The 22,554-nt window shown below is 56.0% G+C and carries 18 protein-coding genes; 7 read left to right on the top strand and 11 right to left on the bottom strand.

The window, feature by feature from the left end; all coding sequences use genetic code 11:
* Positions 1-16 precede the first annotated feature (16 nt).
* The 9 genes from EJ361_RS17770 to EJ361_RS17730 form a co-directional block, all read right to left on the bottom strand.
* Entirely contained in the window at positions 17-1,126 is a 1,110-nt protein-coding gene (locus EJ361_RS17770; protein ID WP_126246982.1) for an NAD(P)/FAD-dependent oxidoreductase, read from the bottom strand.
* 74 nt (positions 1,127-1,200) lie between these two features.
* Positions 1,201-2,457, bottom strand: a complete 1,257-nt coding sequence (ilvA, locus tag EJ361_RS17765; protein ID WP_126246981.1) for a threonine ammonia-lyase — start codon at positions 2,455-2,457, stop codon at positions 1,201-1,203.
* 136 nt (positions 2,458-2,593) lie between these two features.
* Positions 2,594-3,637 carry a ketol-acid reductoisomerase gene (ilvC, locus tag EJ361_RS17760; protein ID WP_126246980.1) on the bottom strand — a complete coding sequence of 348 codons (1,044 nt, stop codon included), beginning with the start codon at positions 3,635-3,637 and terminating at the stop codon, positions 2,594-2,596.
* 48 nt (positions 3,638-3,685) lie between these two features.
* Positions 3,686-4,228, bottom strand: coding sequence for an acetolactate synthase small subunit (gene ilvN / locus EJ361_RS17755; RefSeq protein ID WP_126246979.1), 543 nt, complete (start codon positions 4,226-4,228; stop codon positions 3,686-3,688).
* 25 nt (positions 4,229-4,253) lie between these two features.
* Positions 4,254-6,002 (bottom strand): biosynthetic-type acetolactate synthase large subunit, encoded by a 1,749-nt coding sequence (ilvB, locus tag EJ361_RS17750; RefSeq protein WP_317126940.1) that lies wholly within the window; start codon positions 6,000-6,002, stop codon positions 4,254-4,256.
* Positions 5,968-7,647 carry a dihydroxy-acid dehydratase gene (gene ilvD, locus EJ361_RS17745; RefSeq protein WP_126246978.1) on the bottom strand — a complete coding sequence of 560 codons (1,680 nt, stop codon included), beginning with the start codon at positions 7,645-7,647 and terminating at the stop codon, positions 5,968-5,970. Before ilvD ends, ilvB begins: the two co-directional genes overlap by 35 nt.
* Before the next feature lie 263 nt (positions 7,648-7,910).
* Positions 7,911-8,813, bottom strand: a complete 903-nt coding sequence (locus tag EJ361_RS17740) for a branched-chain amino acid transaminase (protein ID WP_126246977.1) — start codon at positions 8,811-8,813, stop codon at positions 7,911-7,913.
* Between the two features lie 434 nt (positions 8,814-9,247).
* On the bottom strand, positions 9,248-10,315 hold the full coding sequence (locus tag EJ361_RS17735) for a phosphotransferase enzyme family protein (RefSeq protein WP_126246976.1): 1,068 nt from the start codon (positions 10,313-10,315) through the stop codon (positions 9,248-9,250).
* A gap of 5 nt (positions 10,316-10,320) precedes the next feature.
* The gene (locus tag EJ361_RS17730) at positions 10,321-11,220 is read right to left on the bottom strand and encodes a sugar phosphate nucleotidyltransferase (RefSeq protein ID WP_126246975.1); all 900 of its coding nucleotides are present in this window, start codon (positions 11,218-11,220) and stop codon (positions 10,321-10,323) included.
* A 257-nt stretch (positions 11,221-11,477) separates the two neighbouring features.
* Here EJ361_RS17730 and EJ361_RS17725 point away from each other — a divergent pair, with 257 nt between their 5' ends.
* From EJ361_RS17725 to EJ361_RS17710, 4 genes are all read left to right on the top strand, one after another.
* Positions 11,478-12,812 carry an alpha-L-fucosidase gene (locus EJ361_RS17725; protein WP_126246974.1) on the top strand — a complete coding sequence of 445 codons (1,335 nt, stop codon included), beginning with the start codon at positions 11,478-11,480 and terminating at the stop codon, positions 12,810-12,812.
* A gap of 39 nt (positions 12,813-12,851) precedes the next feature.
* Complete coding sequence (locus EJ361_RS17720; RefSeq protein WP_126246973.1) at positions 12,852-15,173, top strand: family 20 glycosylhydrolase; 2,322 nt, start codon at positions 12,852-12,854, stop codon at positions 15,171-15,173.
* Positions 15,174-15,228: 55 nt separating this feature from the next.
* Positions 15,229-16,113: a 1-aminocyclopropane-1-carboxylate deaminase/D-cysteine desulfhydrase gene (locus EJ361_RS17715; RefSeq protein WP_164714305.1), complete on the top strand. Its 885-nt coding sequence runs from the start codon at positions 15,229-15,231 to the stop codon at positions 16,111-16,113.
* A gap of 131 nt (positions 16,114-16,244) precedes the next feature.
* Entirely contained in the window at positions 16,245-16,952 is a 708-nt protein-coding gene (locus EJ361_RS17710) for a hypothetical protein (protein WP_126246971.1), read from the top strand.
* On the opposite strand, the gene lipB is transcribed toward EJ361_RS17710, so the two are convergent.
* A complete protein-coding gene (lipB, locus tag EJ361_RS17705) occupies positions 16,949-17,686 on the bottom strand; it encodes a lipoyl(octanoyl) transferase LipB (RefSeq protein WP_126246970.1) in 738 nt (245 codons plus the stop codon). The two genes, EJ361_RS17710 and lipB, sit on opposite strands and share 4 nt — an antisense overlap.
* 44 nt (positions 17,687-17,730) lie before the next feature.
* On the opposite strand from lipB, the gene EJ361_RS17700 reads away from it, so the two are divergent.
* The 3 genes from EJ361_RS17700 to EJ361_RS17690 all read left to right on the top strand — a co-directional run bounded on the left by EJ361_RS17700 (position 17,731) and on the right by EJ361_RS17690 (position 21,562).
* Positions 17,731-18,795 (top strand): RluA family pseudouridine synthase, encoded by a 1,065-nt coding sequence (locus EJ361_RS17700; RefSeq protein WP_126246969.1) that lies wholly within the window; start codon positions 17,731-17,733, stop codon positions 18,793-18,795.
* A gap of 176 nt (positions 18,796-18,971) precedes the next feature.
* Entirely contained in the window at positions 18,972-19,775 is an 804-nt protein-coding gene (locus EJ361_RS17695; RefSeq protein WP_126246968.1) for an SDR family NAD(P)-dependent oxidoreductase, read from the top strand.
* 98 nt (positions 19,776-19,873) lie between these two features.
* Complete coding sequence (locus EJ361_RS17690; protein ID WP_126246967.1) at positions 19,874-21,562, top strand: gliding motility-associated C-terminal domain-containing protein; 1,689 nt, start codon at positions 19,874-19,876, stop codon at positions 21,560-21,562.
* 66 nt (positions 21,563-21,628) lie between these two features.
* On the opposite strand, the gene EJ361_RS17685 is transcribed toward EJ361_RS17690, so the two are convergent.
* A complete protein-coding gene (locus EJ361_RS17685; protein ID WP_126246966.1) occupies positions 21,629-22,543 on the bottom strand; it encodes a hypothetical protein in 915 nt (304 codons plus the stop codon).
* Positions 22,544-22,554 lie beyond the last annotated feature (11 nt).

The raw sequence follows: 22,554 nt of genomic DNA, 5'->3' as shown, positions 1-22,554 counted from the left end.
TAATGGATATAATCTGTCATGCCGGAACGAGCCCCGCCAGCATGCGGCCCGCTTCGGAACCGATGGCGATGCCCATCCCTCCCATTCTCACGGCAAGGAATATACGATCAGAATGTGCCCTGATGACGGGCTGTTTCGTTCCACCGAAAGCCATAATGCCCGACCAGCGGTGCGCTACAGTTACATCGCGGCCCGGAAGGATGATGGTCCGCAGTTTCTCCTCCAGGTCTGCCTGGATGCGCGCGTTCAGTTCCAGTTCGGTAGTAGTTTCTCCTTCGAAGTCGAGATTGCGGCCGCCGCCGAACAGCACCCGGCCCTGCAATTCCCTGAAATAGTAATATCCTTTGTCGAAATGATATATTCCCTTGAAAGGCAATCCCTTCACGGGCTCCGTCACCAGCACCTGCCCGCGGCCGGGGGAAATGTCCAGCCCGGGGATCAATGCGGTCGTAAAAGCGTTCGTGCAAACGGCCACGTAGTTCGCGGTCAGGGAAAGGCCGCCCTGCAGGTGAACGGTTACGGTACCGGGAGCTTCATCGATCCCCTTCACCTCGCATCCCGTTTTTATTTCTATCCCCCGTTCGATAGCGAGATCGATAAGGGTCCGCATCATTTTGCCGGTGTCCAGTTCTCCCTCGAAATTGTTCTGTACCAGGTGTTTGGCGACGATCCCCATGCCGGGAAGCTGTCCGTCGGCGATGGAAAACGCCGGCCCGGGCAAAATGCCTCCCAGTATTTCGTTCACTTCATCGAGCCGTGCAAGCGCAGGCGCCTCGGCGTCCGAGATCAGTTCGTAACTGCCGTTCTCCCGGTAGTCCATCCGGTCGTCGCCAATACGGGAACGCAGCAGCTGGAGGCCCTTGCGGCGCAGGTTCACGAGCTGCACCACCGCTTCGGCGGGCATGTGTTCCAGGTCGTCGAGGATTTCAGTGAGGCTGCCGATGCAGGCAAACCCGGCGTTACGGGTACTGGCCCCCACGGGCAAAAGCCCCCGTTCCAACACGGCGATCCGCCGGCGGGGGGATTTTTCCTTCAGGCTGATCGCTGCCGAAAGCCCCACGATCCCGCTGCCGATCACGATGCAGTCGTACGACAACAAGCTTTGCTTTTCCCAGTAACTGAGCATATGGCGAATGTAGTAAAAAAAAAGCCCCGGTCCTCTCAGACCAGGGCGCTACACTACTATAGGTTGAACCAATACTAAACGAGGTAGCCGAACAGGTTGTCGTCTTTATTCAGTTCGGTATAATGAATATTGTATCTGGTCAGGTTGGCCAGCAGTTTATCGTAATCCTCCCTGTACTTCAACTCCACGCCAACGAGCGCCGGACCGGTCTCCTTGTTGTGCTTCTGGATGAACTCGAACCGGGTGATATCGTCGTCCGGGCCGAGCACATGGTTCACGAATTCCTTCAGCGCGCCGGGCCGCTGCGCGAAGCGGACGATGAAGTAATGCTTCAGTCCTTCGTACAGCAACGACCGTTCCTTGATCTCCTGCATGCGGTCGATGTCGTTGTTGGAACCGCTGACCACGCACACGACCGTCTTTCCTTTGATATCTTCGGCGTAGTCGTCGAGCGCGGCCATGGACAACGCGCCGGCGGGCTCTACCACGATGGCGTCTTCGTTGTACAGGCGGAGGATGGTGGAGCAGATACGCCCTTCGGGCACGAGGCTCATTTTGTCGAGCACGTCCTGGCAGATGCGGAAGGTGAGATCGCCAACTCTTTTTACGGCGGCGCCGTCTACGAACCGGTCGATGTCCGGGAGGGTGACGGGCGCTCCGTTTTCGAGGGCGCGGAGCATGGAGGGCGCGCCTTCCGGCTCTACGCCGATGATTTTCGTGGTTGGACTGAACGTCCTGAAATACCCGCCCACGCCGGAAGCGAGGCCGCCGCCGCCGATGGGCATGAAGATGTAATCGACTTTCGGCAGGTCTTCAAGGATTTCGAGGCCCACGGTCCCCTGTCCGGCAACGATGCGGGGATCGTCGAACGGCGGGATGAAGGTCATTTTATGTTCGCGGGTGAAGGCTTGCGCTTCGGCGGAGCAATCGTCGAACGTATCGCCCACGAGGCGTATTTCGATGTTTTCTCCGCCGTGCATTTTCACCTGGTTCACTTTCTGTTTGGGAGTGATGATGGGCATGAACACGACGCCTTTCACGTTGAGGCGGCGGCACGACCAGGCGAAGCCCTGCGCATGGTTGCCCGCGCTGGCGCAGGTAACGCCGTTGGCGAGGGTGGCGGGGTCGAGGGTGCTCATCATGTTGTAGGCTCCGCGGAGCTTGTAGGAACGTACTACCTGCATGTCTTCGCGTTTGAGGTAGACGTTGGCCTGGTATCTTCTGCTAAGGTTGGTGTTGTACGTGAGGGGTGTGCGGGTTACCACGCCCCTGAGGCGGGCTGCTGCTGCTAAAACTTGCTGTGTATCGATCGTATGGAGCGTTTGAGACATTGTAATGATTGGTTAAAAAATAAAAAAGAAAAGTACCGGGAAGAAAAGGGGCCTGCTTCAAATCAAGCATACGCCGCCGCAGCCGGCTCCTTTCGATATCCTGGTACTTTTCATATTCTATTTTTTTGTGGCTTTATTATTTGCCGGGGCGGAGCTGACGCACTGCAGCGCCTGCCTGCCACATTTCGCTGTTGCGCAGCTCTTCGAGCTCCTTGTTCAGCTTCTCGCGGTAATCCGCCTGGCTGTTAAGGTCGATGGAGCGCTGCGCTTCTTTACCGGTGGCAACGGAAGCGTACAGCTCGTCGAACACGGGTTGGGTAGCGTCGCGGAATTTCTTCCACCAGTCGAGCGCGCCGCGCTGTGCGGTGGTGGAGCAGTTGGCGTACATCCAGTCCATACCGTTCTCGGCTACGAGGGGCATGAGGGATTGGGTGAGCTCTTCTACGGTTTCGTTGAACGCTTCGGAGGGAGAGTGGCCGTTGTTGCGGAGGGTTTGGTACTGCGCAGCAAAGATACCCTGGATGCAACCCATGAGGGTACCACGCTCACCGGTGAGGTCGGAGAACACTTCTTTTTTGAAGTCGGTTTCGAAGAGGTAGCCGGAACCAACGCCGATACCGAGGGCAATTACGCGATCGCGGGCTTTGCCGGTGGCATCCTGGAAGATGGCGAAGGAAGAGTTCAGGCCCTGGCCTGCGAGGAACAGGCGGCGGAGGGAAGTGCCGGAGCCTTTGGGGGCTACCAGGATCACGTCTACATCTGCCGGGGGAATGATGTTGGTTTGCTCTTTATAGGTGATGCCGAAGCCATGGCTGAAATACAGGGCTTTGCCTTTGGTGAGGAACGGCTTCAGGGTCGGCCACAGTGTGATCTGGCCGGCGTCGCTGAGCAGGTATTGGATGATGGTGCCTTTCTGGGCGGCTTCTTCGATTTCGAAGAGGGTCTCGCCGGGTACCCATCCGTCAGCAACGGCTTTGTCCCAGGTTTTGGAATTCTTGCGCTGACCGATGATCACGTTAAAACCATTGTCTTTCAGGTTGAGCGCCTGGCCGGGGCCCTGTACGCCGTAACCGATGATCGCGATCGTTTCGTTCTTCAGCACTTCTCTTGCCTTTTCCATGGGGAATTCTTCTCTGGTTACTACGTCTTCCAGAACCCCGCCAAAATTGATGGTTGCCATGTTGTGATAGTGTTGTTTAAAAGTTTTTGTGTTTTTGTTACTGATAAGTTAGTCCTTCAGGTTGTCTGCCTCTTGCAGGCTGAGGTCCTTCAGGTGTTCGTGGAATCGGCGGCTCCATTTCACGATGGCCACCCTTCCGCTTTTTGTATACTCGATGAGGCCGTATGGCTCCAGCTTTTGCAGCATGCCGATCAGTTCCTGCGCATGTCCCGTTTTCTCCAGCACGAAATAATCGGGCGTGATGGTGAGGATGCGGGCGTTGTTGTCGCGGATGATCTTTTCGATGTCGCCGTTGTGGAGCGCCTTGGTGGAGATTTTGTAGAGCGCCAGTTCCTGGTATACCACTTCGTCTTCTTCATGTACGAACGCGCGGTGGATTTCGATCAGCCGCTCGATCTGGCCTACCACTTTCTCCAGCAGCTCGCGGTTGCTGAGTACGGTGATCACGAATTTATATACGCCCGGCACCTCCGTTTCGGCGGTGGTAAGGCTGGTGATGTTGATGCCACGGCGGGTGAAGATCACGGTGATGCGGTTGGTGATCCCGATCCGGTCTTCCGTATACACCGTAACGGTATATTCTTTATGCATTGTTGGTCCTGTTAATGGTTATGAACTACTCGAGGCGGATGTTGGAGATCGGTGCGCCTGCGGGCACCATCGGGAATACGTTATCTTCCTGCTCCACCACCACTTCCAGCAGATAGGCGCCGGGTGTGTCGAGCATTTCCTTTACGGCGCCGGCGATCTCGCTGCGCTCGGTCACTTTCCTGCCGGGAACGTAGAACCCTTTCGCGATTTGTACGAAGTCGGGGTTGATCATTTCGGTGGATGAGTAACGCTTGTCGAAGAACAGCTGTTGCCATTGCCGTACCATGCCGAGGAAGTTGTTGTTGAGGATGACGATCTTCACGCCGATCTGCGTCTGGTAGATGGTCCCCAGCTCCTGGAGCGTCATCTGGAAGCAGCCGTCGCCGATCACCGCCACTACCGTTTTATCGGGAGCGCCGACTTTGGCACCCATGGCCGCGGGCAGCGAAAAGCCCATCGTGCCCATACCGCCGCTGGTGATGTTGGTGTTCGGGTCCTTGAAACGGTAATACCTGCTGGCGATCATCTGGTGCTGGCCTACGTCGGTAACGAGGATGGCCTTCCCTTCGGTCTGTTCGGAGATGAGGCGTACCACTTCGGCCATTTTCAGCTGGCCTTCGGTGGGGTACAGCTCGGCGCGCGTTACTTTCTCCTCTTCGGTACGGTCTGCCGCGCGGAAGGTTTCCAGCCATGCTGCATGTTCGGCCTTGTTGATGAGGGGAAGCAGGGCGGTGAGGGCTTCCTTCGCGTCTGCATGCACCGCCACGTCGGCGTTTACGATCTTGTTGATCTCCGCTTTATCGATTTCGATGTGGATGATCTTCGCCTGGCGCGCATAGCTCGCCACCTCGCCGGTCACGCGGTCGTCGAACCGCATACCGATCGCGATGATCACGTCGGCTTCGTTGGTGTTGATGTTCGGCCCGTAGTTGCCGTGCATGCCCAGCATCCCCACATAATTGGGGTGAGCGGTAGACATGGCAGACAGCCCCAGCAGCGTAGATCCCACGGGGATCTGCGCCTTTTCCGACAATTGTACCAGCTCCTGCTCCGCACCGGAGATCAGGATGCCATGGCCTGCCAGGATGTAAGGCTTCTTCGCCCCGTTGATCAGCTCTGCGGCCTTTTGAACGGCCTCGATATCGAGCGTGGGAACGGGTTTATAGCTGCGGATGTAATCGCAGGCTTTGTATTGGAAGTCGAGCTTGCTCACCTGTGCGTTCTTGGTAATGTCTACCAGTACCGGGCCGGGGCGGCCGCTCTTCGCCACATAAAAAGCTTTGGCGATGGCGCCCGGAATGTCTTCCGGACGGGTCACCTGGATATTCCATTTGGTGATGGGCGTGGTGATGCCGATCACGTCGGTTTCCTGGAAAGCGTCGGTGCCGAGGAGCACGGCGGCTACCTGGCCGGTGATGCAGACCATGGGGGTGGAGTCCATGTAAGCGTCTGCCAGGCCGGTCACCAGGTTGGTGGCGCCGGGGCCGGAAGTGGCGAACACTACGCCTGTTTTGCCGCCGGCGCGGGTATACCCCTGTGCGGCATGCGTGGCGCCCTGTTCGTGGCGGACGAGTATGTGGTGCACTTTATCCTGGAAATCATACAGGGCGTCATAGATGGGCATGATAGCGCCCCCGGGGTAACCGAAAATGGTGTCCACGCCTTCGGCAATCAGCGACCGTATCACGGCTTCCGCGCCAGTGATGATCTGGGGCGTAGTGGCCCGATTGTCAGCGTCTTCACGCTTCATCGGTAACACATCCTTCTGTTGCATTTTTAACTTGTTTAGCGTATTTAAATAAGATTCCTTTCGTTGCTTTGAGCGGCGGTTGTTTCCAGGCCGCCTTGCGTTTTGCCAGCTCTTCGTCCGACACGTTCACTTTAATCACATTGTTCACCGCATCGATCTCGATGATGTCATCGTCGTTCACCAGCGCGATGGTGCCGCCGTCATAGGCTTCGGGACAAATGTGCCCAACCACGAAACCGTGGGTACCGCCGGAGAAACGGCCGTCGGTAATGAGCGCAACGCTCTTGCCCAGGCCAGCGCCCATGATCGCACTGGTAGGCTTGAGCATCTCCGGCATGCCGGGTCCGCCTTTGGGGCCTACGTAGCGGATAACGACGACGTCGCCGGGTTTCACGCGACCGTTCTGTATCCCTGCGATCAGTTCGAATTCACCGTCGAATACACGGGCGGGCCCGGTGAAGGCTTCCCCTTCCTTGCCGGTGATCTTGGCCACGGAGCCCAGTTCGGCGAGGTTGCCGTACAGGATCTGGATGTGGCCACTGGCCTTGAGGGGTTTTTCGAGCGGAACGATGATGGGTTGCTGCCCGAATTCGATATCGGGTACCGATTCCAGGTTCTCCGCGATGGTCTTACCGGTTACGGTAAGGCAATTGCCGTGGAGCATTCCTTTTTTCAACAGATACTTCATTACCAGGGGAACACCGCCGATCTCGTGCAGGTCCTGCATCATGTAACGGCCGCTGGGCTTGAGGTCAGCGATGAGCGGCGTTCTGTCGCTCAGTTCCTGGAAGTGGTCCATCGTGAGGTCCACGCCTACCGACCTGGCGATGGCGATGAGGTGAAGCACGGCGTTGGTGGAACCGCCGAGCGCCATGATCACTACGATGGCGTTCTGGAACGCTTCGAAGGTCATGATGTCGGAAGGCTTGATGTCTTTTTCCAGCAGCAGGCGGATGGCCTTGCCGGCGGCGAGGCATTCTTCCTGTTTTTCCTTGCTGGTGGCGGGGTTGGAGGAGCTGTACGGAAGGCTCATACCCATGGCTTCGATGGCGGAGCTCATGGTATTGGCCGTGTACATGCCGCCGCAGGCGCCGGCGCCGGGGCAGCTATGTTGAATGATTTCCTTGAAATCGTCTTCTTCGAGGTTGCCCGCCAGTTTCTGCCCGAGGGCTTCGAAGGCGGAAATGATGTTGAGGTCTTGCCCTCTCCATTTGCCGGGGGCGATGGAGCCGCCGTATACCATGATGGACGGGCGGTTGAGGCGCCCCATGGCCATCAGCGATCCGGGCATGTTCTTATCGCAGCCGGGCACGGTGATGAGGCCGTCGTAATATTGTGCGCCGCAAACGGTTTCAATGGAATCAGCAATCACATCGCGGCTCACGAGGGAGAAACGCATACCGTCGGTACCGTTGCTAATCCCGTCGCTCACGCCGATGGTGTGGAACATCAGGCCTACGAGATCGTTGGCCCATACGCCTTCTTTCACTTTTTTGGCCAGGTCGTTCAGGTGCATGTTACAGGTATTGCCGTCGTATCCCATGCTCACAATGCCCACCTGTGCCTTTTTCAGGTCACCTTCCGTCAGTCCGATCCCGTACAGCATTGCCTGTGCGGCGGGCTGCGTCGGGTCTTGCGTAATCGTTTTGCTGTATTTGTTTAACTCCATGATCAGATTATCGGTTAAATACCGTTGTCGGCTGTCTTAAAATCGAATTATCGTACAAGTTATTTCCGGTGGGCGTGAAATTCAAACCTATAATTTGGCCGCTCCCGGTCTTCAAAAGGTGGCACTGAGAGCCAAAAACCGCTATGGGTGAGGGTTGGAGGAAAAAGCGTTTACGCCATTCAACGGCCGTATATGCTTTTTGAAGAGGGGGAAGGTCCCCCCTGCCTTCGGGGCCCCGAAGGCAGGGGGTATCTCCTTCATTATCAGGCGGGAATAGCCGCTCTGTCGAATTCTTTCTCCAGCACTTTGGCTTTGTAGGCCTGCTGGATGACTTTTCCGAGGGATTGGGCCCAGGGTTTGGCGAATCCTTTGTTGTTGAAGCTGTCCCAGCCCACCACTTCGGCGGCTGTACCGCAGTAGAACACGGCGTCTGCCTGTTCCAGCTCGGCCACGGTGATCTGTTTTTCCACCAGGGGAATGCCCAGCTCATGGCAGATCTCGATCACGGTGGCACGGGTGATGCCCGGCAGGATGTTGCCCGGTGCGGGCGTATAGATAGTACCGTCTTTTTCATAGAACAGGTTGGCGCCGGGGCCTTCCGCCACAAAACCTTCGATGTCCAGCAGCAAGGCTTCGTCGAACCCTTTCGATTTCGCTTCCTGGGAAGCCAGGATGGAGTTCACGTACAAACCGGCGGATTTGGACTCGATCTTGAACGCTTTCGGGTTCGGGCGCTGGTAGGAAGAAAGCATCACGCGGAGGAGCTTCTCGCCCAGGTACGCACCCCACTCCCATGCGCAGATCAGCACGTGGGTCTCTTCCGCCGCTTTCAGCGTCATGTTGGGCGGACAAATGGCCAGCGGGCGGATGTACGCTTCAGTCATGTTGTTCAGTTCCAATACTTTGTAGCATGCTGCGATCAGTTCCTCGTTATTGAATTCATACGGCATGTGGATCAGTTCGCAGGAGCGCTTGAAACGGTCGAAGTGCTCTTTCGCTTTAAAGATCTTCACTTCCCCGCTTTCGGTTTTATAAGCGCGGATGCCTTCGAACACTGCGTAACCATAGTGCAGCGACTGGCCGTACAGATCGATTTTGGCCTCGGTGGCTTTCAGAAACTCACCGTTGTAATAAAGAATCGTGTTTTCGTTGTAATAGCTATACATAATATTGGAATTTGCGTACCCAAAAAAAAAGCCTTCCTGGTGGAGGAAGGCGTTTTATTATTCGTTATGATTATACACGCTTATCTATCCTCCAATTGGCTGGCGGGTAATAATGACAACGACGATCACGACGAGCGTAATGGCCCAGTTGAGCTGAGCTACGATGTGATTGACTGCGTTATTGTCTTTGTTTACCCACATGGAGGTGCTTGTGATTTTTATTATCAACACAAATGTATAAGTGATCATAATAAAAAACAACACAGTGACCAAGATTTTGAGAAATATCAATCCCGGTTCCATTTTTTAACAAAATCGAAAAAACTATCGGTGTTTTTAAACGAATTTCAAAAATACTGCTATATACCAGCATACTGTCTAAACGAAAAAGCCTCCCGGTCAGGGAGGCTTTTCGCAAGATATTATCGTTCCCGTCAGGACGCGAGGCATTTGTCGATGATTTCCTGCAGCTGCGGTTCCTTGGCGATGAGCGCCTGCAACAGCGTCAGCTGGTTCTTCGCACGGTTGTAGTTGTGCTCCGGGTACTTGATCGGGTAGTAAACGTCGCCGTTGAGGTAATCGGTCAGGAAACGGATGCCCTGCATGTAGATCATGAACTTGCCGGCGTAGAAAAGGTGTTGCTTTTCCGTATCGGTGAGGGTACTGCCCACTTCGGAGAGGTACCCTTTCATGAGGGCTTCATAATATTCATCCCGCACCGTGATCTGGCTGAAATCGCGCTCCTCTTCGGATACGGGGCACACATAGGTGCGGACCATATCGCCCAGGTCGGAGATCACCTTGCCGGGCATGAGCGTATCCAGGTCGCACACGCAGATGCCTTCGAAAGTTTCCTTGCGGAGCAGCACGTTGTTGATCTTGGTGTCGTGATGCATGAGGCGGTCGGTAAACTCGGGGTTGGTCTTGAGCGATTCGAACGTTACGGCGATGTCGCTGTATTGCAGGAACTGCTCCACCAGGCTGTCGGCGAACTGCTTCCGGTCTTCCTTAGCCGTGCGGATCGCGTCCTGGAAGGCGGAATAGCGCAGGGTCAGGTTATGGAAGTTGGGGATAGACGCCCTGAAATCGTGCAGGTCGATGCCGTGGAACATCCGGGCCATGAGGCCGAACTGTTTCGCTGCTTCGAAAGCCTGCCGGGTATTGTCTGCCTGGTCTACCGACGTGGAATTGGGGATGAAGGGGATCATCCGCCAGAATTCGTCCCCGTGCTGGTACATCTCGGCGCCCGCCGTGGTGGGAATGGCCTTGATGAAGAGGTATTCCGGGTGGTGCTTGTCGAGATAATCGCCTGCCAGCTTGAGGTTGCGGGCAATTACATCAGGCTCGCGGAATACATAGGTATTGATCCGCTGGAGGATATAACGCTTGTCTTCGGGCCCTGTCAGCAAAAACGTGTTGTTGATGTGACCGCTCCCGAATTTCTGTATGCTGTAGTCGGCGGGCTGGAGCCCGAATGCGCTGAGAATGTCGGTATGTACCATTATGCTTATTTCCAGAGATTGTCGGGATATTCTCCGCCGTTCACGAGTGCGGACAGGGAAGCCTGCACGCCCGGAGCGTCTTCTTTATAGGTAACGCCGAACCATTGCGAGCTGGTGGGGATCACTTTCACGGAACCGGTGCCGGATGCGATGTAGGAATCAATCACGATCGGGATGAAGAATTCGGATTTCGGGTTGGAAAGGTTCTGTTCGAGGAACTGGCTGAAGAGTTTCTCGCTCACTTCGAACACGGAAGGAGCGAAGCCCCAGAAGTTCATGGATACGGGCGTTTGAGGGCCGAGTTCCACTTTTTTGTCGCCGTCTTCGTACACGATCTTGCCGTCTATCACTTCTATCTTGGTACGCTCCACGATGCCGGCCAGGTTACCTGCTGCATTCACTTCGCACACCCCGCGGGACACGGAACCGTAATCGCTCACGGTTTTGCCCAGCTGGTAGCCTACTACGCTGAAGCGGTCGGATTTGCATTCGTTGCGGAGGAATTCCGCCATTTTCTCGAATGCGTCGCGGCCGTAGAAATCATCGGCGTTGATCACGGCGAAAGGCTCGTTGATGGCATCTTTGGCGCAAAGAACGGCGTGAGCGGTGCCCCAGGGCTTGGTGCGGTCTGCCGGTACTTCGAAGCCGTCCGTGAATGCGTTCATATCTTGAAATACATAAGCCGTTTCCACTTTTCCCTTGAGTTTCGGCTCGAAAATTTCCTTGAATTCTTCAGCAAAGTTTTCGCGGATGATGAACACGATTTTCCCGAACCCGGCGCGGATAGCGTCGTAGATGGAGTAATCGATGATCGTTTCACCGCTGGGGCCAAACTGCTGGATCTGTTTCAAACTTCCGTACCGGCTGGCCATTCCGGCTGCCAGGATCAATAAAGTCGGTTGCATTAGCTGATATTAGTTTAAATTTTCAAGTCGAATTAATATCGGGGGCTAAAATTAAACATTAATTTTTCCTAAACCGTGTTAATCCGTTATTTTTTCGACCAGTTATACAAAAAAGGCGCCGTTTTTATTGAATCCGTCTATTTTTGTGAATCTACCCCCCATGGGGCCACCAACAATCGGTTGATACCAACTGCCCGGATGATAAGCAGCGGGGGGAAAACAGTGAACATGAATTCTTGGTTAACAAACAGCTTCAAATGAAAAAACTAGTAGTGGCTTTCGCCGCGGCGATGCATTTTGCGCCTTGCGCCCATGCGCAGCAACAAACGCGGCCCGAAGAGATCAGTGAGAAAATGCAATGGTTCGCCGATGCCAAACTCGGCATCTTCATCCACTGGGGTATTTACTCCGTGAAAGGGATCGACGAGAGCTGGAGCTTTCACAACAAAAAAATCTCCCACGCCGATTATATGGCGCAAATGAAAGGTTTCACAGCCGATAAATATGATCCCCAGGCCTGGGCGGACCTCATCGCCGAATCCGGCGCCAGATACGCCGTGATCACCACCAAGCACCACGACGGCGTGGCCCTGTGGGACACGAAGTTCAATAAACTCAGCACCGCCAAAGGCACGCCCGCCAAACGCGACGTGCTCACGCCCTTCTTCCAGGCCATCCGCCAGCGCGGCATCAAGGCAGGGGCGTATTTCTCGCTGCTCGACTGGACCAGCAACGATTATCCCGGGTTCCTCAAAGACAGCAGCCGATATGCGATCAAAGACGATCCCAAACGCTGGGAACGCTTCAGGAAATTTTACCAGGGCCAGCTGTCTGAAGTCATGAACCAGTTCAACCCCGACCTCTGGTGGTTCGACGGCGATTGGGAACGCAGCGCCGAAGAATGGGAAGCCGTGAAAGTGCGCAAGATGCTCACCGGCCACAATCCCAAAACCATCATCAACGGCCGCCTCATGGGCTACGGCGATTACGACACGCCGGAACAGAACTTCCCCGTGCAGCGCCCCAGCTTCCATTGGTGGGAACTTTGCATGACCATCAACAACAACTGGGGATGGCAGCCGCAAGACACCAACTGGAAAACACCCTACGAAGTGATCACCATCTTCGCCGACGCCATCAGCAACGGCGGCAATATGTTGCTGGACATCGGTCCCAAAGCGGACGGCACCATTCCTCCCGAACAGGTGAACGTACTGCGCGAACTGGGAAAATGGAACAAAAAACACGCAACCGCCATCTTCGGAACGCTCGGCGGCATCCCGCAGGGCCACTTCTACGGACCTACTACTTTAAGTAAGGATTCCACATCACTTTACCTCTTCCTCCCCGGCAAAGTTTCCGGTCAGATCATGATCAAAGGGCTCGATAACCAGATCAAGGACATCACCGTTGTAGGCAACGGAACGAAGCTGCAGCACAAGATCGTTGGCAAGATCAGCTGGAGCCCCGTGCCCGGGCTCGTCTACATCACCGTTCCGGAAAACGTGCAGGACGAATACATGACCGTGATCGAACTGAAGCTGGACAAGCCCGTGAAACTGTATCGCGGCAAGGGAGGATTGCAGGGATAACCCGCAGCCAACAATTCCACCTTTCATAAAAACGCACAGATGAAAAAAACGCTCCTATCCGCTTTAGCCCTGTGCCTGACGCTCGCCTCTCAGGCGCAGAAGACGGTAATACCCCAGGTGAACGTGGTGCCCGCTCCCGCCTCCGTGGAGGAAAGAACAGGCACGCTGACCCTGCAGGGCTCATCCGCCCGGTATTTCGCCAACAGCGAAACCGCCGAACGGATGGCGAAACTCTATGCCGCCTATCTCGACGCCAACTTCGGACTGAAATTGCAGAAAGGGACCATGCAAAACGCACAGGTGATTTTCTCCGACGACGATCAGCTGCCCAAGGAAGGCTACCAGCTCACGATCACCAACCGCAAAGCAGTGGTACAGGGGCATGAAGCAGGCCTGTTCTACGGTCTGCAAACCCTTCAGCAGGTGTCGCGCAACAAGACGAAAACGGGGCTCGTGCTGCCGGCGGTCGCCATCAAAGACCGACCGCGCTTCGGCTACCGCGGCGTTATGCTCGACGTGGGACGGTATTACCTGCCTGTCCCCTACATCAAGCAATACATCGACGTCATCGCTTCCCTGAAGCTCAACCGCTTCCACTGGCACCTTACCGAAGACCAGGGATGGCGCATCGAGATCAAGAAATACCCGCGCCTCACCACCGTGGGATCGCAGCGGAAGGAGACTTCCAAAGGCCATCTGAGCGAAAATAAATTCGACGGTAAACCGCATGGCGGATTCTATACGCAGGAAGAAGTGAAAGACATCGTGGCCTACGCCGCAGCACGCTTCGTGACCGTGGTCCCCGAAATCGAAATGCCGGGCCACGCAACCGCCGCCCTCGCTTCGTACCCCCAGCTCGGATGCACCGGCGGACCATATGAAGTATCCACCAAATGGGGCGTTCACAAAGAAGTGTTCTGCGCCGGCAACGACGAGACCTTCACTTTCCTCGAAGACGTGCTCACCGAAGTGCTGCCCCTCTTCCCCAGCCAGTATATCCATATCGGCGGCGACGAATGCCCGAAAGACCGCTGGAAGCAATGCCCCAAATGCCAGGCCCGCATGAAAGCGCTCGGGCTTAAAGACGAACACGAACTGCAAAGCTATTTCATCCGCCGGATGGAAAAATTCCTCGGCAGTAAAGGCCGCAAGATCATCGGCTGGGACGAAATCCTCGAAGGAGGCCTCGCCCCCGATGCCACGGTGATGAGCTGGCGCGGCGAAGCCGGTGGAAAGGAAGCCGCCCGCCAGCGGCACGACGTCATCATGACGCCCAACACCTACCTCTATCTCGATTACTACCAGGGCGCCCCCGGCAGCGAGCCCCTCGCTATCGGCGGATATCTCCCGCTGGAAAAGGTGTATAGCTACGAACCGCTGCCCAAAGACCTCACGCCCGAAGAACAGAAACACATCATCGGCGTGCAGGGCAACGTGTGGACGGAATATATTCCTTCCGGACCGGTTTCCGACTACTTTACCTTCCCCCGCGCCATTGCGCTGGCCGAGATCACCTGGAGCCCAAAAGCGAAAAAGGACTATACCAGCTTCCGCAAGCGCATGCGCGGCGTGCTGCACGATATGGACAAACGCGGCGTCAACTACCGCATTCCGGAGGCGATCGGCGCTGAAAACGCCGTGATCGTAGACCCCGCGAGCAGCGGCGGCGAAGGTGTAGGCGCATCGGGCATTACCACGGCGGCGCAACGCGCAGTGGTGAAACTGGAGCCGCCCATGGCCGGTGCAGTGATCCGCTACACGACAGACGGTTCCGAACCTACGCCGCAAAGCCCCGTTGCCAGCAAGCCCATCATCATCGCGCCGGAAAAAGACGGGACCATTACGCTCAAATACATCGTTACGGTACCTGAAACCGGCCGCAGCAGCGCGGTGTACAGCAATACATACACCCGCAAATCCTACAAATCCGCGGTAAACGTAAAGCCCGCCGGCAAAGGCCTCAAATTCCAGGCGTTCTACAAAGAATTCAACGCCGCAGCAAAAGTGGGCGGAACGGCGGACACTTCCGGCGTGATGACCGATGCCTCCATCCGCGCGTTCCAGCGCCACCCGGCTTTCGGGGTTGTTTTCGAAGGATTCGTGAAAGTGGAGGAAGACGGCCTGTATGAAATCGCGGCTACATCTGACGACGGCTCTTTGGTGTTCATCGACGGCGACCTCGTAGTGGATAACGACGGCGAGCATGCGCCAGTTACCAAAACCGGCATCATTCCCCTCCGTAAAGGTTATCACCGCATCAAAGTGCAGTACTTCGACGCAGGTGGCGGAGACATGCTGAAGATCAACATCGGCATGAAAGGCAAACAAAGCCTTAACTTGCGGAATGCGCTTTTCAACTAAAGATTTACTGCAACATTTCCATACAACATGGCTGCCCGGCAATATCCAGGCAGCCATGTTGCGTTTGGACCTCGTCCACCCGCTCGTCCAGGGCAACAAGTGGTTCAAGCTGAAGCGCAACCTCGAAGCCGCGGGCCCTTTGCCGGTGGTCACCTTCGGCGGGCCATGGTCTAACCACCTGCACGCGGCCGCCGCGGCCTGCAAACTGATGGGCAAACCCGTCACCGGCATCGTACGGGGCGAAGCGCCTGCTCCGCCTTCGCGCACGCTCACGGAAGCGGCGGCCCTGGGCATGGAGATCGTGCACGTTCCCCGGGCGGTATATGACGCCATTAAAAAAGGGGATCTGTCGGCCGCAGGTGCGGAATTCGCCACTGATTCCCGCGCGGCTGGCGGACCCGCTGATAAACCTTTCTCCCTGCGCACCTTGCTGGAAACAGCTTATATCATCCCGGAAGGGGGCGGCAATGCGGAAGGGGCGGCGGGTTGTGAGGAGATCCTGGATTTGGGGGATTTCCGGCCGTTCACGCACATCCTTTGCGCGACGGGCACCGGCACCACGCTCGCCGGACTGATCAATGGCGCCGCGAAAAGAGGGATCGGGGCGGAGATTTGGGGGATATCGGCGCTGAAGGGGGCTTATTCCGTGGAATCGGAGGTTCGGGCGCTATTGACGGAGGATCGTGGGAACTGGGGGATTTTGCACGATTTCCACGAAGGCGGCTTCGCTAAAATTTCCCACGCGCTCATCACCGGAATGAACGATTTTTTCGACCAGACCGGCATCCCTACAGACCGTGTCTACACCGGAAAACTGGTGCTCGCCTTCCGTGAAATGTCCGCCGAAGGCCGTTTCCCGCCCGGCAGCCATGTTCTCCTCATCCACACTGGCGGATTACAGGGGAACGCTTCCCTTCCACAAGGAAGTTTGCATTTTTAACGGCTGCATAAGGAATCATGGCAAGGTTATGGATGCTTTATGCGGACCGGTAAACTTTTACAGACCGGCAGCGTATATTTGACCTTCAGATCCTAAATTTGCCAACTTAAGAGACTAGACAGATGTACTGTATGAAGCAGATGGTTAGATGCCTGATGGTGTTGATGTTCGTTACGGGAGCCTTTTCCGCCGCCAGGGCGCAGCAAGCCATACCGCCCGTATTGCCTGAGTTTTCGGCCCTTATCAAAACGGGAAAGATCCAGCTGGACTGGATTTCCGGTTTCCCGAATGCCGTACAGATCGGCGTGCAGCGGTCGTTGGACAGTGTGCTGAACTTCACCACCATTGGCTACGCCACCAATCCCTCCACCCAGCGCAATGCGTACCTCGACAACAAACCCCTTCCCGGGAAAAACTATTACCGCCTTTTCATTCTTTTCAAGAACAACACCTACCTCCATTCCAAGGTGGTGCTGGCCACGACGGATTCCACCATTGCGGCGGACACCAAGCTCGGCGCGTCAGACATCCCAACGATGACCACTACGAATGCAGAAGGAGAAAAACAGGTAATTCCCTGGAAGCCATCCAATTACATATACACCACCGCAGATGGAAACGTAAATATCAAGCTGCCGATGGCTTTGCAGAAAAAGTATACGGTGAAATTTTACGAAGCAACGGGGCAGTTCCTGTTTGAAGTGGAACATGTGGCCGAGCCTTTCCTCATCCTGGAAAAGGCGATTTTCATGCACGCCGGCTGGTTTGATTTTGAAGTATTCGAAAACGGCAAACTGCTGGAAAAATGGAACCTCTACATTCCGCTAAGCTACCGTTAATGACCGGTTTCAGCCGTAAATAAGGCGCCTTCCACCATTTCGGCGCCGAAGATATCGGCGAAATGATGCACGATCCGGGCCCGCACTTCCTCCATCGGCAGTGTGCGCCCGGTTTCTTTTTGCATGGATGTGACGGATTTGTCCTGAATCCCGCAGGGAATGATATTATTGAAGTAGGAAAGATCGGTGTTGACGTTGAGGGCGAAGCCATGCATGGTGACCCACCGGCTGCAACGTACGCCCATGGCGCAGATCTTGCGGGCGCGCCCCGGCACGCCGGGCTCCAGCCAAACGCCGGTTTCCCCCGAAGAGCGCTCCCCGATCAGCCCGTAATCGCCAATGGTACGGATGATCACCTCCTCCAGGTTCCGGAGATACCGGCCGATATCGGCGTAAAACCGCTCCAGGTCGATGATGGGGTACCCCACGATCTGGTCTGCCCCGTGAAACGTAATGTCTCCCCCACGGTTGGTCTGCACATACTGGATACCTTTGGCCGCCAGCTCCTCGTCGCTCACCAGGAGGTTTTCCGGATGACCGCTCTTGCCGAGCGTATACACCGGCGGATGTTCGCAAAACAGCAGGTGATGCCGGGTTTGCGGCACCGCGCCCTCCCCCTCCGCCCGGGCGGCCGCCTTGGCGTCGGTATTCTCTTTCAGAAGCTTTTCCTGCAGGTCCCACGCGTCTCGGTAAGGGACCCGCCCCAGGTCATTCACGATTATCTGCTGTTTCATCGCCTGCAAAGATAACTTAAAGTATCTTTGCAAAAATTTTAGCGATGACCGATCAACTGCCGGAACTGGAAGATGAACTGGAAAACGGGGATGGAAGCGAAGAAATATACGAACGTGTGAACCTGGTCGTAGACAAAGGGCAGGAACCCCTGCGTATCGACAAATTCATCCAGGCCCGTATCGAAGGCGCCACCCGCAACAAGGTGCAGCAGTCCATCGAAAAAGGCATGGTCCTCGTCAACGATAAACCCGTAAAGGCCAATTACAAGGTCCGCCCGCTGGACCGGCTTATCGTCTATTCCACCAAAAATCCCGAATCCACCGAGATAAAACCCGAAAACATCCCGCTCGATATCGTGTATGAAGACGACGACGTGATGGTCGTGAATAAACCCGCCGGCATGGTGGTACACCCGGGATGCGGGAATTACACCGGTACCCTGGTCAACGCCCTGGCCTGGTACCTCGGCGACGAGAACGACCGTTCCGCCACCGAGCCCGAAATCCCGCGGTTCGGATTGGTCCACCGGATCGATAAAAACACGAGCGGGCTGCTGGTAGTCGCCAAGTCCGACAAAGCCATGAGCGACCTCGCCAAGCAGTTCTTCGACCACACCGTGGAGCGCCGTTACATCGCCCTCGTCTGGGGCGATTTCGAGGAAGACGCAGGTACCGTGGTAGCCCACGTGGGCCGCCACCAGCGGTTCCGCAAGATCATGGACGCCTATCCCGACGGCGAATACGGCAAGGAAGCCATAACCCATTACGAAGTGCTCGAGCGGTTCAATTATGTATCCATGATCGCCTGCAAACTGGAAACAGGCCGTACCCACCAGATCAGGGTGCACATGCAGCATATCGGCCACTCCCTTTTCAACGACGATACTTATGGTGGCGACCGTATCGTGAAAGGAACGATTTTCGCGAAATACAAACAGTTCGTTGATAATTGTTTCGAGATCATGCCCCGCCACGCGCTGCACGCGCAAACGCTGGGGTTCATCCATCCGCGCACGCGCAAGCACATGCAGTTCGAATCGCCGCTGCCGGCGGATTTCACGGGCGTGCTGGAGAAATGGAGAAGGTACCGGAGGAATGGGGACGATTGATCCCGAATTATATTGAAAAAGGCCGTCTACCTATTGCGAGACGGCCTTTTTTTATGATTGGCGATCAGTTAAAAGATCGCAGCAGATTCGCTGGTGTCTCAAATTGCCCCTCAAATTGGCTTATACGCACATGTTCGTTGCCGGTTGATTTCGGTAAGTTCGGTAAAACTTTCACTATGCTGTTAGCAGGAAAAACCGCGGTGGTGTACGGTGCGGGCGGATCGCTCGGAGGTGCCGTTGCCGCTGCTTTTGCGAAAGAAGGCGCGTTCGTTCATCTCACGGGCCGAAATTTGGATTCGGTGGAACGGACGGCCGACGTTATCCGGAAATCGGGCAGCCGTTGCAGTACCGCTGTGGTAGACGCGCTGGACGCCGGCGCCGTTGCCCGGCACCTCGAAGAAACGGGGCGGGTAGATATTTCCTTTAATGCCGTTGGGTGGGAAGACCGGCAGGATCAGCCGCTGGCGGAGATGGACCCGGAAGACTTCCTGCGGCCGGTGCTCCGCGCGATGGAAACGGAATTCCTAACCTGTACGGCGGCGGCGCGCGCGATGATGCGGCAGCGATCGGGCGTGATATTAACGTTGACGGCTACACCGGGAGGGATCGGGTATCCGCATGTGGGGGGCTTCGGGCCGGCGTGTTGCGCGGTGGAAAGCCTGACCCGCAACCTCGCCTCTGAACTGGGGCCTTATGGTGTGCGGGTGGTAAACATCCGGTCTGGCGGCTCGCCGGATACCCGCGTGTTCCGCGAGGCGCTGGAGCAGGGAGGAGCCGAAGTGGCGGGATTTCTCGATAAATTGGAGGCAGACACCATGTTGAAGAAAATGCCCCTGATGGAAGATATCGCCCAGGCTGCGGTGTTCCTCGCTTCCGACCATGCCAGCAAAATTACCGGCGTTACGCTCGATGTTACCTGTGGCACTACGGCTGCGTTGAACTACGCGACCCCGAAGATCCCGTTCCTCCAGCATGCATAATCCGTCATACCACCAGTCCCCGCGCCTCATAGCCCGGGGGCCAAATATTTTATTAAAAACAATCTACATATCAGAAATTCCGCTAATTTAGCGGTGTCATGGTTCCTATGTTCAACCGGTGCAGGGTACGCCTTTTCGCCCTGATCATCATATTTGTGGCCGTATCTTTTTCCGCCGCCGCGCGGCCACGCCTCACTAACTTCACCTGGAACACCACCTGCCTCAACGATAGCGTCACTTTCATCATTACCGACGATACCGCCGGCATCGATTCCGTGAAATGGTACTTCGTGAGCCCGCCCGTGAACCGGGAAGATTCCAGCAACCGCATCACCGGTGCAAAATACCGCTACACCACGCCTGGCACCTACTCCGTCACCCTCAAAACCTACCGCAATGGCGTGGAAGACGTAACGGTGCAGCAGATCAACATCGTTGCGCCTCAAAACATCGACCTGGGGCCGCAGAACGTCACCATCTGCGAAAACACCAACATCACCCTCACCGCCCCTTCCATCCCCGGCGCTACCTATACCTGGTATTACCTCGAAGATACCGTAGTGGGCACCCATACTTTCACCGCCACCGAAATCGCCACCTATCATGTGGCCATTAACGGTTGCCGCGAAATCGACTCCGTCAATCTCTTCATATCCCCCATTCCCACGTTCGACCTCGGCCCCGACCGCATCCTTTGCACCGGCGAGCTTTTCACGCTCGACGCCACGGCGCAAAACGCCACCTACGTCTGGAATACGGGTGAAACGACGCCCACCATCGTAGCTTCCGGAACGGGCGGCAACTATCGCGTAACGGCCACCATCGACGGTTGCGGCGATTATACCAACGAAGTGAACATCACATTCGCCGGCCCCGCGTTCCCTTTCAGTCTCGGAAACGACACGCTCCTCTGCGCCGGGGAATCCGTAACACTCGACGCCGCGCGCCCCGGCGCCACCGCCTGGGCATGGAACAACGGCTCCACCAGTCCGCGCGTTACCGTCCGCAACAACGGCACCTACGCCGTGTTCGTCAACATCAACAACGTCTGCGCTGTTGTAGATACCATCGAAGTGCGATATAGCCGCCTCCGCGATTTCAGCCTGGGCAACGATACCACGCTGTGCCGCGGCAACTTCCTCGTGTTAACGGCAGATCACGGAACGGGCAATTACCTGTGGCAGGATGGCTCCGACCAGGCCACGTACCACGTAGACTCCACAGGTTATTACAGCGTTCGCGTACAGATCGGGCGGTGCGTGGAAATGGATACCATCCGCGTTACCTTCCAGGATTCGGTGCGGGTATACCTGGGCGAAGATACCGTGATGTGCGCCGGCGAAACCCTGCTGCTCAGGCCCATGAACGCCGGCATGAATTACAAGTGGCAGGATAGCTCCACCATCAATACATTCCCCGTTACCCAACGCGGATGGTATGCCGTGGTGGCGGAAAATGCGTGCAACCGGTCGGTGGATTCCATCCGCGTGAACTTCGCGCCCTGCGATTGCCAGCTGTATTTCCCCACCGGTTTCTCCCCTAACGGCGATGGTTACAACGATTTCTTCCGGCCGCGGTTCCGGTGCAACATCGGTCAATATCGATTGAGCATTTACAACCGCGTCGGCAATTTCATTTTCTTCACATCAGACCCTACCGTGGGTTGGAACGGGATGCAGAACGGCAAAAACGCGTCTGCCGGCACCTATGTCTGGATGGTGGAATATGTAGACCTCGCCGCCGCGAAATTCTACCGGAAAACCGGCACGATCACTTTGGTCCGATAACATTCCCGATAAACGAAAATCCCCTCCCGGCCTGGCCTGGAGGGGATTTTTCATATATGGATTTCGTCAGTTCCTGAATTCCGAGAACCGCGCCGTGAACACGGCGGTCTCCCGTTTTTTGAAGGGAACGTTCCAGGTACCGTCGTACGTGATGACAGCGGGCAGGAGCAGATCGCCGAGCTTGGTCATCTGCACGTTCATTTTCACGTTGAAATCGAAGATGAGGGTTTTGTACGAGAGGGAATACCGGCGCCCCACGATTTCCATGGTTTCCTTGCTGAACCAGGTGATGAGCTCGTCGTACACGATTTCGGCGCGGTCGATGGAATTGAGGTTTTTCTTCATCACTGCGCCGAAAACATAACACTCCGTTCCGGCGAAGTTGCCCGACGTTACGCTGAAATCGTAATAGCGCATAAGGTTGCGGTCGAACACGGCTACTTTGCTGCCGACCACCGGTACGCCGGTGATGGGTTTGCCGGGGTTGAAGATGAGTTGTTTGAGTTGGGAGCGGTGACGGGCGAGGCTCCCTTTCGCCGGGCCGCTTTCATCGCCGCAAACCGTTCCTTTCGTAAAGAAGAGGTTGGCGTACAGTTCTGCGGTGTAATAATTGTAGCCGCCTTTGCGGCCGTAGAAATTGCCGGTCGTTTTTTCACTGATCACCTGCATGCTGCGGCAGCCGTTCTGCATGTGCTGCTGCGTGCGGGAAACGAGCGAGGCGATGGTCTTGCCGCCTTTTTTATCGGTGATGCGGATATCGTTGTCGGCCGTAAACCCCACGATGCGGAGGTTCTTGAAAGCGCGGTAAAACGTTGTGTCTTCCTCTACGCGGCGAATGAAACCGTTTACGTCGAAGCCGATACGTTTGGCTTTCACGACGTGTTCGTCGAGATTGACGGTCATGCCTTTATATCGGGCGGTATCCTGTGCGGAAGCGGATATGACAGGGATGACGAATAGCGTCAGGAGGATTTTTCGCATTGCGCAAATGT

The organism is Chitinophaga rhizosphaerae, from assembly GCF_003958645.1.
GTDB classification, from domain to species: domain Bacteria; phylum Bacteroidota; class Bacteroidia; order Chitinophagales; family Chitinophagaceae; genus Chitinophaga; species Chitinophaga rhizosphaerae.
This window is presented reverse-complemented; position numbering and strand designations above follow the sequence as displayed.

Bases quoted from the DNA above. Each gene is read 5' to 3' on its own strand.
- EJ361_RS17770 (WP_126246982.1), bottom strand. From the start codon at position 1,126: ATGCTCAGTTACTGGGAAAAGCAAAGCTTGTTGTCGTACGACTGCATC.
- ilvA (WP_126246981.1), bottom strand. From the start codon at position 2,457: ATGTCTCAAACGCTCCATACGATCGATACACAGCAAGTTTTAGCAGCA.
- ilvC (WP_126246980.1), bottom strand. From the start codon at position 3,637: ATGGCAACCATCAATTTTGGCGGGGTTCTGGAAGACGTAGTAACCAGA.
- ilvN (WP_126246979.1), bottom strand. From the start codon at position 4,228: ATGCATAAAGAATATACCGTTACGGTGTATACGGAAGACCGGATCGGG.
- ilvB (WP_317126940.1), bottom strand. From the start codon at position 6,002: ATGCAACAGAAGGATGTGTTACCGATGAAGCGTGAAGACGCTGACAAT.
- ilvD (WP_126246978.1), bottom strand. From the start codon at position 7,647: ATGGAGTTAAACAAATACAGCAAAACGATTACGCAAGACCCGACGCAG.
- EJ361_RS17740 (WP_126246977.1), bottom strand. From the start codon at position 8,813: ATGTATAGCTATTACAACGAAAACACGATTCTTTATTACAACGGTGAG.
- EJ361_RS17735 (WP_126246976.1), bottom strand. From the start codon at position 10,315: ATGGTACATACCGACATTCTCAGCGCATTCGGGCTCCAGCCCGCCGAC.
- EJ361_RS17730 (WP_126246975.1), bottom strand. From the start codon at position 11,220: ATGCAACCGACTTTATTGATCCTGGCAGCCGGAATGGCCAGCCGGTAC.
- EJ361_RS17725 (WP_126246974.1), top strand. From the start codon at position 11,478: ATGAAAAAACTAGTAGTGGCTTTCGCCGCGGCGATGCATTTTGCGCCT.
- EJ361_RS17720 (WP_126246973.1), top strand. From the start codon at position 12,852: ATGAAAAAAACGCTCCTATCCGCTTTAGCCCTGTGCCTGACGCTCGCC.
- EJ361_RS17715 (WP_164714305.1), top strand. From the start codon at position 15,229: ATGTTGCGTTTGGACCTCGTCCACCCGCTCGTCCAGGGCAACAAGTGG.
- EJ361_RS17710 (WP_126246971.1), top strand. From the start codon at position 16,245: ATGAAGCAGATGGTTAGATGCCTGATGGTGTTGATGTTCGTTACGGGA.
- lipB (WP_126246970.1), bottom strand. From the start codon at position 17,686: ATGAAACAGCAGATAATCGTGAATGACCTGGGGCGGGTCCCTTACCGA.
- EJ361_RS17700 (WP_126246969.1), top strand. From the start codon at position 17,731: ATGACCGATCAACTGCCGGAACTGGAAGATGAACTGGAAAACGGGGAT.
- EJ361_RS17695 (WP_126246968.1), top strand. From the start codon at position 18,972: ATGCTGTTAGCAGGAAAAACCGCGGTGGTGTACGGTGCGGGCGGATCG.
- EJ361_RS17690 (WP_126246967.1), top strand. From the start codon at position 19,874: ATGGTTCCTATGTTCAACCGGTGCAGGGTACGCCTTTTCGCCCTGATC.
- EJ361_RS17685 (WP_126246966.1), bottom strand. From the start codon at position 22,543: ATGCGAAAAATCCTCCTGACGCTATTCGTCATCCCTGTCATATCCGCT.